Annotated in this window: 11 protein-coding genes and 1 pseudogene; 6 read left to right on the top strand and 6 right to left on the bottom strand. The window is 60.7% G+C overall.

Annotated features, from left to right (window positions below; translation table 11 throughout):
• A partial coding sequence (locus tag Q0216_RS01880; protein WP_298592494.1) for an MBL fold metallo-hydrolase occupies window positions 1–925 on the top strand: 925 nt, incomplete at its 5' end.
• 107 nt (window positions 926–1,032) lie between these two features.
• Here the strand turns inward: Q0216_RS01880 and Q0216_RS01875 are convergent.
• The 3 genes from Q0216_RS01875 to Q0216_RS01865 form a co-directional block, all read right to left on the bottom strand.
• Window positions 1,033–2,052 carry a glycosyltransferase gene (locus Q0216_RS01875; RefSeq protein ID WP_298592492.1) on the bottom strand — a complete coding sequence of 340 codons (1,020 nt, stop codon included), beginning with the start codon at window positions 2,050–2,052 and terminating at the stop codon, window positions 1,033–1,035.
• 278 nt (window positions 2,053–2,330) lie between these two features.
• Window positions 2,331–4,175: a 2-succinyl-5-enolpyruvyl-6-hydroxy-3-cyclohexene-1-carboxylic-acid synthase gene (gene menD / locus Q0216_RS01870; protein WP_298592491.1), complete on the bottom strand. Its 1,845-nt coding sequence runs from the start codon at window positions 4,173–4,175 to the stop codon at window positions 2,331–2,333.
• Window positions 4,176–4,253: 78 nt separating this feature from the next.
• Complete coding sequence (locus tag Q0216_RS01865) at window positions 4,254–5,297, bottom strand: o-succinylbenzoate synthase (protein ID WP_298592496.1); 1,044 nt, start codon at window positions 5,295–5,297, stop codon at window positions 4,254–4,256.
• A gap of 293 nt (window positions 5,298–5,590) precedes the next feature.
• On the opposite strand from Q0216_RS01865, the gene Q0216_RS01860 reads away from it, so the two are divergent.
• Both Q0216_RS01860 and Q0216_RS01855 read left to right on the top strand, forming a co-directional pair.
• Entirely contained in the window at window positions 5,591–7,237 is a 1,647-nt protein-coding gene (locus tag Q0216_RS01860) for a phosphatase PAP2 family protein (protein ID WP_298592489.1), read from the top strand.
• Window positions 7,238–7,405: 168 nt separating this feature from the next.
• Entirely contained in the window at window positions 7,406–7,783 is a 378-nt protein-coding gene (locus Q0216_RS01855) for a cupin domain-containing protein (protein ID WP_049327511.1), read from the top strand.
• A 142-nt stretch (window positions 7,784–7,925) separates the two neighbouring features.
• On the opposite strand, the gene Q0216_RS01850 is transcribed toward Q0216_RS01855, so the two are convergent.
• The 3 genes from Q0216_RS01850 to Q0216_RS01840 form a co-directional block, all read right to left on the bottom strand.
• Window positions 7,926–8,705, bottom strand: coding sequence for an amino acid ABC transporter ATP-binding protein (locus tag Q0216_RS01850; protein WP_298592487.1), 780 nt, complete (start codon window positions 8,703–8,705; stop codon window positions 7,926–7,928).
• Window positions 8,706–8,738: 33 nt separating this feature from the next.
• Window positions 8,739–9,542, bottom strand: a complete 804-nt coding sequence (locus Q0216_RS01845) for an amino acid ABC transporter permease (protein ID WP_298592485.1) — start codon at window positions 9,540–9,542, stop codon at window positions 8,739–8,741.
• Between the two features lie 132 nt (window positions 9,543–9,674).
• Window positions 9,675–10,529 carry an ABC transporter substrate-binding protein gene (locus tag Q0216_RS01840; protein WP_298592483.1) on the bottom strand — a complete coding sequence of 285 codons (855 nt, stop codon included), beginning with the start codon at window positions 10,527–10,529 and terminating at the stop codon, window positions 9,675–9,677.
• Window positions 10,530–10,782: 253 nt separating this feature from the next.
• Between Q0216_RS01840 and Q0216_RS01835 the strand changes: the two genes are divergently transcribed.
• From Q0216_RS01835 to Q0216_RS01825, 3 genes and pseudogenes are all read left to right on the top strand, one after another.
• Window positions 10,783–11,514 carry a demethylmenaquinone methyltransferase gene (locus tag Q0216_RS01835; RefSeq protein WP_298592482.1) on the top strand — a complete coding sequence of 244 codons (732 nt, stop codon included), beginning with the start codon at window positions 10,783–10,785 and terminating at the stop codon, window positions 11,512–11,514.
• Between the two features lie 72 nt (window positions 11,515–11,586).
• Complete coding sequence (locus Q0216_RS01830) at window positions 11,587–12,648, top strand: polyprenyl synthetase family protein (RefSeq protein WP_298592480.1); 1,062 nt, start codon at window positions 11,587–11,589, stop codon at window positions 12,646–12,648.
• Between the two features lie 381 nt (window positions 12,649–13,029).
• Window positions 13,030–13,787: pseudogene (locus Q0216_RS01825) on the top strand (sodium-dependent transporter); the annotation flags it as partial.

Raw genomic sequence — 13,787 nt, 5'->3', positions numbered from 1 at the left:
CAGTAGGGTTGTATCTATGGCTCGTACTATTGAACTCGCAGACGGCGTGTACCGTATTGCGACCGACAACTACCGACTGAACACCGGACTGGTCCTCGGACTGGAACGTGCACTAGTCGTAGATACCGGCGCAGGTCCCCGTCAGGCAACCGAAATCTACGATGAGGTTCGCCGTCTCACGCGCCTTCCCATCACCGTCGTGAACACTCACGGACACTATGAGCGTTTCTTCGGTAATGATGTTTTCGCGGCAATGGGTGTCGAAGAATTCTGGGCGCATCCTCGCGCCGCGCGTGCAATTCGTAAATACGGTGAGGCGCAGCGTCCCTACGTCGAGACGCTCGAACCGGAAATGGCGCACCACCAGGGTGCAGCTACCGATATTGTTGTTCCCAACCGCCTGGTCGCCAATAGCGGTGACGGCATTACCTTCACCCCCATTGACCTGGGTGAGCGTAGCGCAACCCTGATGTACATGGGTCCCGGCCACACCGACGGTGACATCCTGGTCGGTATTGAAGATGTGCTCTTCATGGGCGGTCTGATTGAAGAGGGTACCGACCCCTACTTTGAGGATTCTTTCCCCGACCGTTGGATTGATACCCTCGGTGCGGTGCTCGAATTTGATCGTTACCGTGTGTTCGTGCCCGGTAATGGTGAGCCGGTGGACCGCACCTTCGTGGAGCGTGAACGCAACACCATGGTGACCGCTATTGAGTCGATTCGTGCTTCCACTTTGGATCGTGATGACGAGGCGACGACCGCGGCAATGTATAAGCTGCCGTACGCACCGGGTGCTACTCGTTTCCTGCTGGATCGTTTGGCTCAGCTTGAGAACGCGCCGGTGGCGGCGTACCTGGATGCGGAGCACCCGGATACCAGTGGTTTCACGGGTCCGATTACTCTGGGTCAGGCTTCGTACTAAACCCCATATGCAATATGCCTTATGGAGCATAAATGCAGGTGAGGGCTGGTTTCTACGGTAGAAACCAGCCCTCACCTTTTATATGCCCGAACCCTTAGGGCACGTATTTAGTGCTGAACGTACTGGGCTCGCATTGCCTCGCAATCAGCCGTCAAAGAAGCCGGGACCTCGCCCATCGCCTCGCACAGCTGCACAAAACGGTGACGCCAATCCAGATGCTGCAGCGCCTGACGAATCTGCTGCTCACCCTGCGCCGGGGTCCAGCGGGAGGCGGCCTCGGCAACCTGCGCGAGGCCCGCGCGTGCATCCGCGTGATCAATATCGATGGTTGCGCCGTCCCAGAGGATGTCACGTACGGTGGTGGTGTTCGGGACCTTGCCGACCACGGTCACGCCCGAAGCCAGCGCATCGGTCCAACGACCGGTAATGTACTCCTTGGTCGGGTGAGTGTACGGTGCCGGGCTGACCGAGGTAGAGAACGCCAGCAGGAACTTCGCGCGGTTCAGTGAATCCTGCAGGTGCTGAGCTGACTCACGGTCGTTCGCGCCGAAGGGCGGGCGGCCCTCAAAGCTCAGACCCAGCTCAGCGGCGAGTGCGGCGGTCGCCTCGTCATCTTCGTAGGCGGCGGGCTGACGGCCCACACGCAGCAGGTCGGTGCTCTTCGACTCCAGCGCAGCCAGTCGATCAGAGAAAGCACTCCACACGTCCGCACCCCAGGGCAGAACGCCGGGGGTCTTCACACCCGCAACGGTCCAGGGCTGAACGTCGTCAACGTCCGCAACGAAAATACGATCGTAGGTGGAAGACTTAGCCACCGCGGGAATACGGTCATCCCAGAAGCTATCAATCACCCAGCCGTAAATCGCGCCGTAACGGCGGAACGCGAAGGAACGCTGCGAAATGGCGTACAGCTGACCGGGATCAGAAGCAATCACCAGGCAGCGCTTCGAGCCGCCCTTAAGGCGGGGCAGACGCGCCAGAAGCTTCGTCTCCTTGCTGAGGGATGCACCCACATCCACGGTGTGTACGGTACCGCCGGTGTAGCGGGCGAGAAGCTCCGCCATGGCGTGTACGGGAACCCAACCGGCTCCGGAGGGGACGGCAACAATAATATCGAGTGAGCTCATGAGAATCCTTGGGTGCGACGCCCGCCGCTTGCACTCAGCTCACCGGGGTAAAACCTCCGGTTGCGTGCGGTGCGCATCAGCGGCGAGAGCGTGAATGTCAATACATGATAGATAGGGTGCCTTGCGTCAGCAGGCGCGCAGGAACACGCGAAGGCAGCGGCGAGTGAAACCGCTACAACCGGCTAACTTTTAGCCACGGAAGGCTACGGCACAGGTAATTTTCAGTATATCGGTCAACCCCGCGCACGGGGCATAGCCTGCAACCTTTAGAAACGGCTTTAGGGTGTGTGAATACGCACCTCAACACCCGATTCGGTACCAAAACCGGCAGCCATGCGCGCCAAATCAGTATTCGGGGCGGCAGCCACCGTGAAGAAACGATCCACAGCGGCGGTGAACTGCTCCTGACGAGCTATATCGCCGTGTTCAAGGACCGTGAAAATACCGCCGCCGGCATCGTCAAAGACCTCAACGCGCAGTTCGGGCAGAAGCTCAGTATTCGGCAGGTTCAGCGACGACACATCGTGCTGGAAGGTCAGGTCACCGCACAGTAGGGTCACCGGCAGGGCGGCACCACCAATGACCGGGCGGGAGTTCTCATCCACGCCCGCAGGGTAGTAGCCCGACAGGGACACACCAATAGCGGTCGCAATCGTGCCGTCAATACCGGCAAGACCGCGGTTAGCAAACACGCGCGCGGGGGCGGGCTCGCCCAGGGCGGGGGCTGCCGCATCCAAATCACGCACCAGGTTCGAGGAGCCCAGCACCATGAGGCGGCGCTGGGCCACCGCATCCTGCCAGACGCGGCGGGCGTAGGAGCGGCCGGCGGTGCGGTTGCGGTAATCGGTGTAGTCAACCGTGCTCTCGGCGCCGGGGTGTTCGTAGGCGGCAATGGTACGCAGACACTCATCCTGTAGCTTGCGTGCCGGGGTAACCCACTGCTCTAGCCAGCTCAGCTCGTCCACCAGCTCACCGGCCACCAGCTCACCGGCGGCAACAGAGGATGCGCACGCAAACTCGGCGAGCTCGCGCGGGGTCGACAGTTCCACGAAGGAGCGAGCGCCCGGCTCGTACCAGCTGGCGCGGCGCGGGGCGTAGAACGCGCACTGAATATCTTCGCGTTCCAGTAGCGCCGTAATCGGGCGCGAGAGCGTCGGGTGCCCGAAGAGGACCACCCGCTCAATCTGGGCGGCGGGGGCGAACGAACCATCAGCGAGTAGCTGCGGGTAGTGAGGAATGGAGGTCACGCCGTGGCGCGCCTCGGAGGAAGGTTCGGCAAACAGCGGTAGGTTCAGCACGCGCGCGAACTCCGCCGCAAACTCGCCGGCACCGTCAGCGGCAACCACCACGGTGCGGTGCGCCGGGGTGAACTCCGCCAGGTCAGCCTGCGCCTCCAAAGAATCCAGGAGCCAACGCTGCTCGGCGCTAGAGAGTCCGGAACCCTCAGCGCGAGCGGCGCGGGCGCGGCCCTCAGCCTGCGGGTCGTAATCCTCCAGCAGGCTCTGCGCCCACTGCGGCAGCATCTGCGCAAAGCGGCCCGAGGGGGTCAGCGGCGTATCGAAGCAAATGTTCAGGTGCACCGGGCCAATCGGCTCCGTCGACTGCTTGCGCCAGTGCTCGGCGCTACGACCGGTCAGCGCATTCAGGCAGGCGGCAAAAGCCTGAGTCTGCTCACCCTCCACCTGCTCGGGGTAGGAGGTCAGATCAGCTTCAGCGCGCACAAAAGGATGGAAGAAACTCGCCTGGCGGGTCGTCTGATTCACGCCGCTACCGCGTAGACGCTCCGGGCGGTCAGCGCTGAGCACCGCCAGGGGCACGCCGGCGTGGTATGCCTCCATGACGGCGGGCATGTACTCGCCCAGGGCCGTGCCGGAGGTGCACACCAGGCCCACCGGCTGACCGGATGCCTTGGCAATACCCAGGGCGGTAAAGGCTGCACTTCGCTCGTCCACGCGCACGTGCGCAATGAGCGCGCCGGCTTCAGCGGCGGCGGCAATAGCGTACGCAAGAGGTGCGCTACGGGATCCCGGAGACACGACAACATGCCGCATACCGGCACGAATCAGCGAATCGAGCACGGATACTGCGGTCAGCATGGCGGGGGTTGAGCGGTTTTCAGTCACCGTACCATTCTAATGCCGTAAGGTTGTTCGTTCAGTTATGGTTACCCTTCACAGGGGCAACCTTGATAGCTGCAGTCTTCACAGCCCGGAGGCGCGTTCCAGTACCCGGTAGCAGGCGGTGACGCGCTCAGCCCACCACTGGTGGGTCTGCTCATCGGTGGCAAGACGCTCCAGGCGCTGCGGGCTGGGGGTGATGGCGCGCAGGTCCATGAACCCGTCGCGGGCGATGAGCGGCTCATCGGTGACATCCTCGGCCATGAGGGAGACCGTGCCCAGACCGCACCCGTACCTCAACGTCGGTAGGGAAGCCGCCAGAGAGGCGCCGGTGGCAATGCCCACCGAAGACTCCAGCGCAGAAGAAACTACCGCCGGAAGCTGCGCCTGCTCCACCAGCGCGAGCGCACGACGTACACCGCCCAGCGGTGCCGCCTTAATAACCATCAGGTCCGCGGCGTTCGCGCGGGCCACCTTCAGCGGGTCTTCCGCCTTACGAATCGACTCGTCTGCGGCAATGCGGACGGGCAGCCCCTCCTTGGCGATGGCAAAGCGGAGCGCCGCCATGTCCTTAATGGATGCCACCGGCTGCTCGGCGTACACAATGCCGTACTCGCAGAGCTTGCGCAGCGCCTCAAGGGCGCCGCCGAGGGTGTAACCCATGTTCGCGTCCACCTTCAGACGGGCATTCGGGAGGGCATCTCGCGCCGCCGCCACACGCGCAATATCGTCGGCGAGGCTCTGACCCTTCTCAGCCACCTTGATTTTGAGTTCCTGAATCTCACCCTCGTACTTGGCGAGCACCTGCGGAACACGCTCCGCCGGTACCGCGGGCAGGGTTGCGTTCAGCGGGATGCGCGTACGCACCGGTTCCGGGGCGGGCAACCACGCCGCCTCCAGCGCGCAAGCAAGCCACGCGGCAGACTCCTGCGCGCCGTACTCGAGGAAGGGCGCAAACTCGCCCCAGCCATGCGGGCCACGAATCAGCGCGCTCTGGCGGCTATTGACCCCGCGGAAAGTGACCGTCATCGGAATTTCGACCGTGAACAGGTTCTCCAGAACCTCCTGCAGAGGTGGTAGCGGAGTGTTCGTGAGATGAAAACCGTAGCCGAGAGGCGGCACGCTCATGCTGGTGTTCAAGGTATCTGCCCTTCTTCGATGCGCTATGAGCTCACCATAGCATTCTGGGGGCGGGCGGGTGCGCTCGCGCCCTGTCACGCATTCTCTGGAAACTCTCAGGTTGTGGTCGAAAAAACTTTAGTTTTTCATAGCTTAACCTGGAATAGTAGGTAGTTATTCGCCCGAGAACTCGGACGGTGCCTCGCATAAAACGGCAGCTTGGGGGTTGCCGCTTTGAGGGGCTGGCATCGGCGGGCTCGGGCATGGCTAACAGACATGAGGGCAAGAAGGTGCGAAGGGTTATGAAGAAGAAAACACCGGCAAATACATCGGGTTCGGGAAACTCCGGTTGGGAGAGCTCCGAAAACCTCGATGCTACCAGTGTGCTTCACCCCGCTGACGTGCATGCAGCCGTTGACGATAACGCACCCACTACGGTGTTTTCCTCTGATGAGACTGCGGTGCTCTCCGATTATCAGGACCCGACTGCGGTTCTCTCCGATTATCAGGACGCTACCCAGGTGCTCACCTCCCACGAAACGGCTACCCATGCCGCTGCGCACAGTGATGACCGTACGAAAGTTCTGACGGATTACGGTTCCTCGCCGGCTAACAAAACTGCGCCTGCAGGTTCCATGAATACCGGTTCCGCGAACGCTGAATCCGCGAATACCGAAGTTATTTCTTCGCATCCCGACACCTCAGAGGTTATTGGTGCGACCCGTCCTCTGCCGCGCGCCTACCGCGCCCCGATTAAGATTCCTGAGACGATTCCCTCGCCGCAGGAACGCGCTTCCTACGGGAACTACAGTGCGGATGAGCCGATGCAGGCTACTCGCCGTCTTGATCCGCCGAAGCCTCCGGTGAGCGGTTTTCCGCTGAACAATCAGATGGGTGCGCCTCAGATGAGTGCGCAGCAGCCGCTTCCTCCGCAGATGCCCCCGCAGGCGCCTCCGCAGCCGGTGGCTTATCCTCCCGAGGCGTATCCTGCCGCCGCCTACCCGAACGGTGCCTATGTTCAGACTGGTCAGGTTCCAGTGGATGCCTCAGGCCGCCCGGTGGATCGTTCCGGTGAAGAGCAGAGGCACCATCTTCCGAGTACCGGCATTTTGATGCGTCACGTGATGGCGTTGCTGTTCTTGGGGCTGTCGCTCTACGGCGCGTTTGCTTTCTTTATTTACACGGCGACCGGCCAGCAGGTTGATGAGCAGGCGTACACCGAGTACGCAAACCAGTTCAAGAGCTACCGCGGTCCGACCCTGACCGCGCTGGATTCTCTTCCTGCGGCTGTCGGCGTGATTGCCGTCTTGGGTCTGGTGGCGGTGCTGATTTGGAAGCACCGGTTCCTGCCCTCGCTGATTGGTGTGCTGGTCGGGGCTGCGGCGGTGACGAGTACGTATCTGCTCAAGCACTATCTGATTGTGAAGCCCGACCTGGGTGTTCAGGAGGCGCTGAGCAATTCGGCGCCCAGCGGCCACACGACCTTCGCGGCGGCGGCTGGCGCGGCGCTCTTCTTGGCGGCGCCTCGTTTCTTGCGACCCACGGTGGCTCTCTGCGCGGCGTTGGCGACCTGCCTGACGGGTGCCTCCACGATTATTAATGGTTGGCACCGCCCGGCGGATGTGGTGACCGCTATCCTGGTCACCGCTATCTGGACGGTTGTGGGTATGGGCGTGCTGCGTTATGTGCGTCCGGCAGATTTTGCGGTGCCGGCGCGCGGTGGTTTGGTGCTGGTGCCGTTGATGACGATTGCGACGCTGTTCCTGTCGTTCTGCGCGGTCATCCTGTACCTGATTGCGATTTTTGCGCCGATTCCCGGTGGTGCGTTTACCGCTGCGACCTGCATGATTATTGCGGTGAGCTTTGGTACGACCGCGTTGATGGTGAACCTGTTGCGTCCGCGAAATAGTAATCGCTCCGCCTATTCGAAGGTGTGGAGTTACCAGTAAATGCTGTTCCCCTCCCTGCGCGGGGTGTTTTAGCTCGGTGTGAGCTGAGGCATTGTCCCGGTGCGGGGAGGGGAATACAATATAAGAAATTTAGTATTTTTAATACCAATATTAGGGAGGGGGTTGCGCACCCCCTTTCACTCATCCCTGACAAGAAAGGTTTGTACCATGGCAGGTACCCATGAAGGCCGCGTCCTCGTATTTCCCCAGCTCACCGAAGCGCTGACCCCCTTTGAAGATAAGCCCCAGGCTCGCAAGATCGTTGATGCCGACGGCGGCAACCTGACCCTCATGGAACTGGCTGCGGGCCAGTCCTGGCACGAGCACCACAGCGTGCACCCCATCTTCGTGCAGGTGCTCAAGGGCGAGGTTATCTTCCATGTGAAGGACCGCGATATTACTCTGGTGCCCGGCAAGCCGATTCACGTGACCGCCAAGCTGCTGCACTCCCTGCGTGCAGTGAAGGACTCCACCCTGCTGGTGACCATGCTGACCGGTGAATCGCACCCCGAACCCAAGGTCAATATTGACGTCGAAGAGGTCTAAACCCCGACCTCACAACATTAGCTCGCCGCCGCATCTTCTAGAACCGAAGTAGCCGCGAACTAGAGCATTAAAAAGCGGGCGGTGCTGCGCGAAACAGAATGTTTCGTACAGCACCGCCCGCTACGTTTTTCAAGAGCTAGTACTAGTCTACTACGGCGTGGGTCGGATCGAGCACGCGCGCCAAGAAAGCCTGAGTACGTTTGTGCTGGGGGTTGCCAATCACCTGATCGGCGGGGCCCTCCTCCACGACCACACCATCGGCCATGAAGACAACCTTATCGGCGACCTCGCGGGCGAACGCCATCTCGTGAGTCACCACGATCATGGTCATGCCCTCATCAGCAAGGTTGCGCATAATGCTCAGAACCTCGCCGACCATCTCCGGGTCGAGCGCACTGGTCGGCTCATCGAAAAGCATCAGGTCCGGGTGCATGGACAGTGCACGCGCAATAGCCACACGCTGCTGCTGGCCGCCGGATAGCTGAGCCGGGAAGCGGTCTTCCTTGCCCTCCAGACCAACCTTGGCGAGCTGCTCGCGGGCAACCGCCTCCGCCTCCTCCTTGGAACGGCCCAGAACCTTAATCTGAGCGATCGTGCAGTTATCCAGAATGTTCAGGTGACCGAACAGGTTGAACTGCTGGAACACCATACCCATGTGGGTACGCACGCGGTTAATGTCTACGTCCGGGTCGGTGACCTCGGTATCGCCCACCATGATGGTGCCGTCGTTCGGCTCCTCCAGCAGGTTCACGCAACGCAGCAGGGTGGACTTACCGGAACCCGAAGGGCCGATAAGGCACACGACTTCGCCCGGGTCAACATGCATGTCAATGCCCTTGAGAACCTGAACCTTGCCGTAGGACTTGTGCAGGTTAGAAATGCGCACCGAGGAGGCGGCCATGGATGAAGTTGAAGCAGTCATAGTATCTTCCGTAATCCGTATCTGTCGTTGCGCTTACTTGCGGCCCGCAAGCTGGGTGCGGCGCTCAAAGTATGCGGAGAGCTGGCCCAGCGGAACAGTGATAATCAGGTAGCACAGACCCGCAACCACCAGGGGAGTCAGGCCCGCGTTAGCGGCGGTCAGGCCCTCACGACCGAACTTTGCCAGCTCGTACTGAGAAACCGTCACGCCCAGCAGGTACACGAGGGAGGAGTCCTTGGTCAGCAGGATAACCTCGTTGGTCAGCGGGGGCAGAACCACGCGGAACGCCTGAGGAATAATGATTGAAATCATCGCGCGAGTGTGGGACATACCCAAGGAGCGTGCCGCCTCCATCTGGCCCTTCGGGATCGCCTGCAGGCCCGCACGCAGAACCTCGCTAATGTAGGCGGCCGAAACCATACCCAGGGACAGGGTCACCGGAATCAGGTTATCCACGAAGCGGATCTTGAACGCCAGGGGAATACCGTAACCGAACGCGAAGAAGACCAGCAGCGCCGGGATACCGCGGAAAAGCTCCACGTACAGGGTCGCAATCCAACGGTAAGGGGCGATGGACGAAATACGCATGAGCGCCAGCAGCAGGCCGCCGGAGAGGCCCACAGCGAAGCCTAGGGAGGTGTACAGCAGAGTGTTCTTCAACGCCACGGTGATGACGTCGGGGAACTGCTGAGCCGCAACGTCCAGGTTGAATACCTGCTGGCTGAGGGTCTTCCAGTCAGCCAGAAGAATGGCTGCCAGGGCGATAACTGCCAGAAGGGCGTACTGTGCGTAGCGGAAGAGCTTCTGCTTCTGGCGGGGTGAGAGTTTAGAGGACATGCGCTTTCTTATCCGTGTGCTGTTCGGTCAAGAGCGTTGTATACGCTCACAAGGATGGAGGCCGGAGAGTCCCCCAACCCAAAAGTAATAAGGGTACTCCTGAATTGGGGGAGAGGCTAACCGGCTAGACGCTTAGGAAGCGGAGCTCGCGGAGGCGGAGGAAGAGGCGCTCGCGGAAGTGGAGGAAGTGGTGCCAACCCACTTAGCCTTCATCTGGTCGAGTTCGCCGGTTTCCTTGAGCCGGGCGATGGTGGCGTTTGCCTTGGCCAGCAGTGCCTTGTTGTTGGAGGAAACTGCTGCGGCAATCTGCTCGGTGTTCTCAGAATCCTGGTAGGCGATCTTGAAGGAGTCCGGGTCGTTGGTCAGTGCCTCGGAAATCACGGAGAGGTTTGCGGCGACCGCCTTAACCTGACCGGTCTTCAGAGCGGAGAACATGAGGGAGGTATCTTCGAACTGGATGACCTCTGCACCGTTTTCCGTGGCGTAGGTTTCACCGCTGGTTGCCTGCTGCACACCAACACTTACGCCCTTCAGATCTGCGGCGGAGGTGATGGAGGAGCCCTTGGGAACCAGGATTGCCAGGTTGTCGTCGAAGTAGACGGTGGTGAATTCCATCTTGCTCTTACGTTCATCGGTCACGCCGATACCCGCCAGGGCGATATCGCACTGACCGGTGGCCAGAGCGGTGCCGGAGTCCAGGCCCTCGAAGCTGATGGAGGTCAGCTGAGCCTTCACGCCCAGGTCGGAGGCGATAGCGTTGGCGATGTCTGCATCCAGGCCGACGATAGTGCCGTTTTCTTCGTATTCGAAGGGCTTGTAGGGGGTGTTGGTGCAGACGCTGAGGGTGCCGGACTTGACGAGGCTGACCTCGCCGTTGGGGTCGGTGTTCTCGTTGGCGGTGGAGACGCAGCCGGTCAGTGCCAGGGGCAGGACTGCCAGCAGTGCGAGGGGCTTAAGGGATGCCTTCTTGAAGATTGCGGTGTTCATGATGTGCTCCTGTGTGAGGGGTGTTCTATGAAATCTACGGTCTATTGTGCGCCCCCATGTTAAAAAATGCAAGCATTTACATAAATATTCATAAATTTTTGCTGAATATGCATAATTTCACCCTCAAACACTGAATAAAACCCCGTCTAAACGACTCAAAAACCATCCCGGCACGCCCCTTAATGCGCCACATGATGCAACTACGGTTCACCCAACTATCGAATCCCCTAACCTCCATGCCACAATTGAGAGCGTGAACGCAGAGAAGAACACCCGCGCAACCCGCGCAACCCTAGACAAGAAAACCGGCGACATCGCCGCCATGTTCGATACCGTAGCCGAACGCTACGACCTCATGAACGGCATCCTCTCCCTCGGCCAGCACATCTACTGGCGCAAGCAGGCAGTCGCAGCCGTCGACGCGCACCCCGGCCAGAAAGTGCTGGACGTAGCCGCAGGCACCGGTGTCTCCTCCGAACCTTTCGCCGACGCCGGCGTGGACGTCATCGCAGCAGACCTCTCCGAAGGCATGCTCGACGTGGGCCGCCGCCGTCGCCCCGACATGACCTTCGTGCAGGCAGACGTCACCGCCCTACCCTTCGACGACGAAACCTTCGACGCAGTGACCATGTCCTACGGCCTGCGCAACGTCGCCAACTATCCCAAGGCACTGAGCGAAATCTACCGCGTACTCAAGCCCGGCGGACGCATCGTCATCCTCGAGTTCTCCACCCCGACCTTCGCCCCCTTCGGCGCGGTCTACAAGAACTACATCATGAAGGCAATCCCGCCGATTGCCCGCGCAATCTCCTCCAACCCCGAATCCTACGAATACCTCGCCGAGTCCATCATTGCCTGGCCCAACCAGCAGGAACTGGCGCAGAAGTTCAAGGAGGCGGGCTTCACCTCCGTACAGTACCGCAACCTCACCGGCGGTATCGTCGCGATTCACCGCGGTTTCAAGCCCGAAGCACCTAACGCCTAAACACCGCGTTCACACACCACCGAAGACACTAACATCGCTGAAGACACCAACACCAAGAAGATAGAAGGCACCGTGAGCAACGCAGAGCAGCCCATCGCCGCAACCGACCTGCTGGGAGACCTCGACCTGAAGCTTCCCGCAGGCTTCGAACTCATCGCCGCAGACCCCAAGCTGGGTCCGCAGATTCTTTCCTCCCTCGCGCGTATTGAGGAGCGCCTGGCAGAGGCGATTGCCCAGACCGACCACCTGGCGGATGTCGCCTCCCGCCACCTGCTCTCCGCGGGCGGCAAGCGCGTGCGCCCCCTGCTGGCGTTGCTCTGCGCAGCCGTCGACGGCGAAATCAACGATGATGTCATCGAAGCCGCCGTGGTCGTTGAGCTGACCCACCTGGCAACCCTCTACCACGACGACGTCATGGACGATGCGCCCAAGCGCCGCGGCGTAGACAGCGCCCAGATGATTTGGGGCAACTCCGTCGCGATTCTGACCGGCGACCTGATTTTCTCCCGCGCATCCTTGCTGGTGTCCGAGCTGGGTACCCGCCCCATGAAGATTCAGGCCCAGACCTTCGAGCGTCTGGTGCTCGGCCAGCTCTTCGAAACCACCGGCCCCCGCGAGGGTCAGGACCTGCTCGACCACTACATTGCCGTCATTGAGGGTAAGACCGGCTCCCTGATCGCCGCAGCCGGCGAGTACGGTTCCCTGCTTTCGGGTGCTTCCGAAGAGGTCATCTCCATGGTCAAGGCGTACGGCGAACTGGTCGGCGTGGCATTCCAGCTGGCTGACGACGTTATCGACATTGTGAGCGACGGCAAGACCAGCGGTAAGACCCGCGGCACCGACCTACGCGAGGGCGTGCCGACCCTGCCGACCATCCTGCTGGACCGTGCGGTAGCTGCCGGCGACGAATCCGCTATTGCTGTTCGCGCCCTGCTGGATGCCGACCTGAGCTCCGACGAGGCACTGGATGCAGCCGTGGAGGCGCTCGCCGCCCACCCGGTCACCCAGGAAGCATGGCAGATCGCCTACGATTGGGCGGACCGCGCGATCGCTGCGATTGCTCCGCTGCCCGAGTCCACCGCGAAGGCTGCGTTGGAGTCCTTCGCTCACGCTGTGGTTCACCGCGAAGGCTAAATCGCCTCACCGGGTAGCGTGTGCACCGGCGTAAGTGCTGATGCGTCTCATACTTCAAAACCCCCGCTGAATCTGCCCGGATTCGGCGGGGGTTTTCTGTATTATGGCTAGTCGGTGCCGGTTTTTGAGGTGGTTTGGGGCTGCTCTCACCCTCCGAAAGCTTCCGCATGCTGGGGTCTCCTTGACCGCCATATGCTTTTAAGGTAATCCTTATAGGCATGCCTGAGGCGCACATCCGCCCCTCAGGCGTTTGACGGCTCCCACGCCCAACCCGTGTTGGAGAGCCGTTTACTATTTCTGGACGCGAGCAGAACCCAACCACCCCGACGGGTTATTCTCGCACCAACCATCCGCGTCCCCACACATTCGAGGTTTACAACTATGGGAGCATCTACCCCTAAGGCACCCACGAAGCGCGAAGGCTTCTCCAGCCGTCGCGTCTTTATCTTTGCCGCCATCGGTTCTGCTGTTGGTCTGGGCAATATTTGGCGTTTCCCCTACATCGCATTTGATAACGGCGGCGGCGCCTTCATGATTCCCTACATTGTCGCTTTGCTGACCGCCGGTCTGACCTTCCTGTTCTTTGACTACGCGATCGGTCACCGTGCGCGTGCGTCGTCCCCGCTGGCTTTCCGCCGTCTGAACCGTAAGACCGAGTTCATCGGCTGGTGGCACATGGGTATTAACTTCGTCATCGCTATCTACTACGCCGCTATTGTGGCGTGGGCTCTGCGCTATACCGTTTTCTCGTTTACGAACGAGTGGGGCGATAACCCGAAGGCGTTCTTCCAGGGCGAGTTCCTGAAGGTCGCAGATAACCCCGGTGTCTCCCTAGACTTCAACCTGAACGTCCTGATTCCTATGGTTCTGGTGTGGGGCGTCCTGCTTACCGTGATGGCTCTGGGTGTTCAGAAGGGCGTGGGCGCAGCCAACATCATCTTCATCCCGCTGCTGCTGGTCATGTTCGTTGGCCTGGTGATTTACTCGCTGACCCTGCCCGGTGCTGTGGACGGTCTGAATGCTCTGTTCACCCCCAGCTGGGACTCCTTGGCTAACCCGGATGTGTGGGTTGCAGCTTATGGCCAGATTTTCTTCTCGCTGTCCATCGGCTTCGGCATTATGATCACCTACTCCTCCTA

The organism is uncultured Rothia sp. (assembly GCF_937976295.1).
In the GTDB taxonomy this organism is placed as follows: Bacteria; Actinomycetota; Actinomycetes; order Actinomycetales; family Micrococcaceae; genus Rothia.
This window is presented reverse-complemented; position numbering and strand designations above follow the sequence as displayed.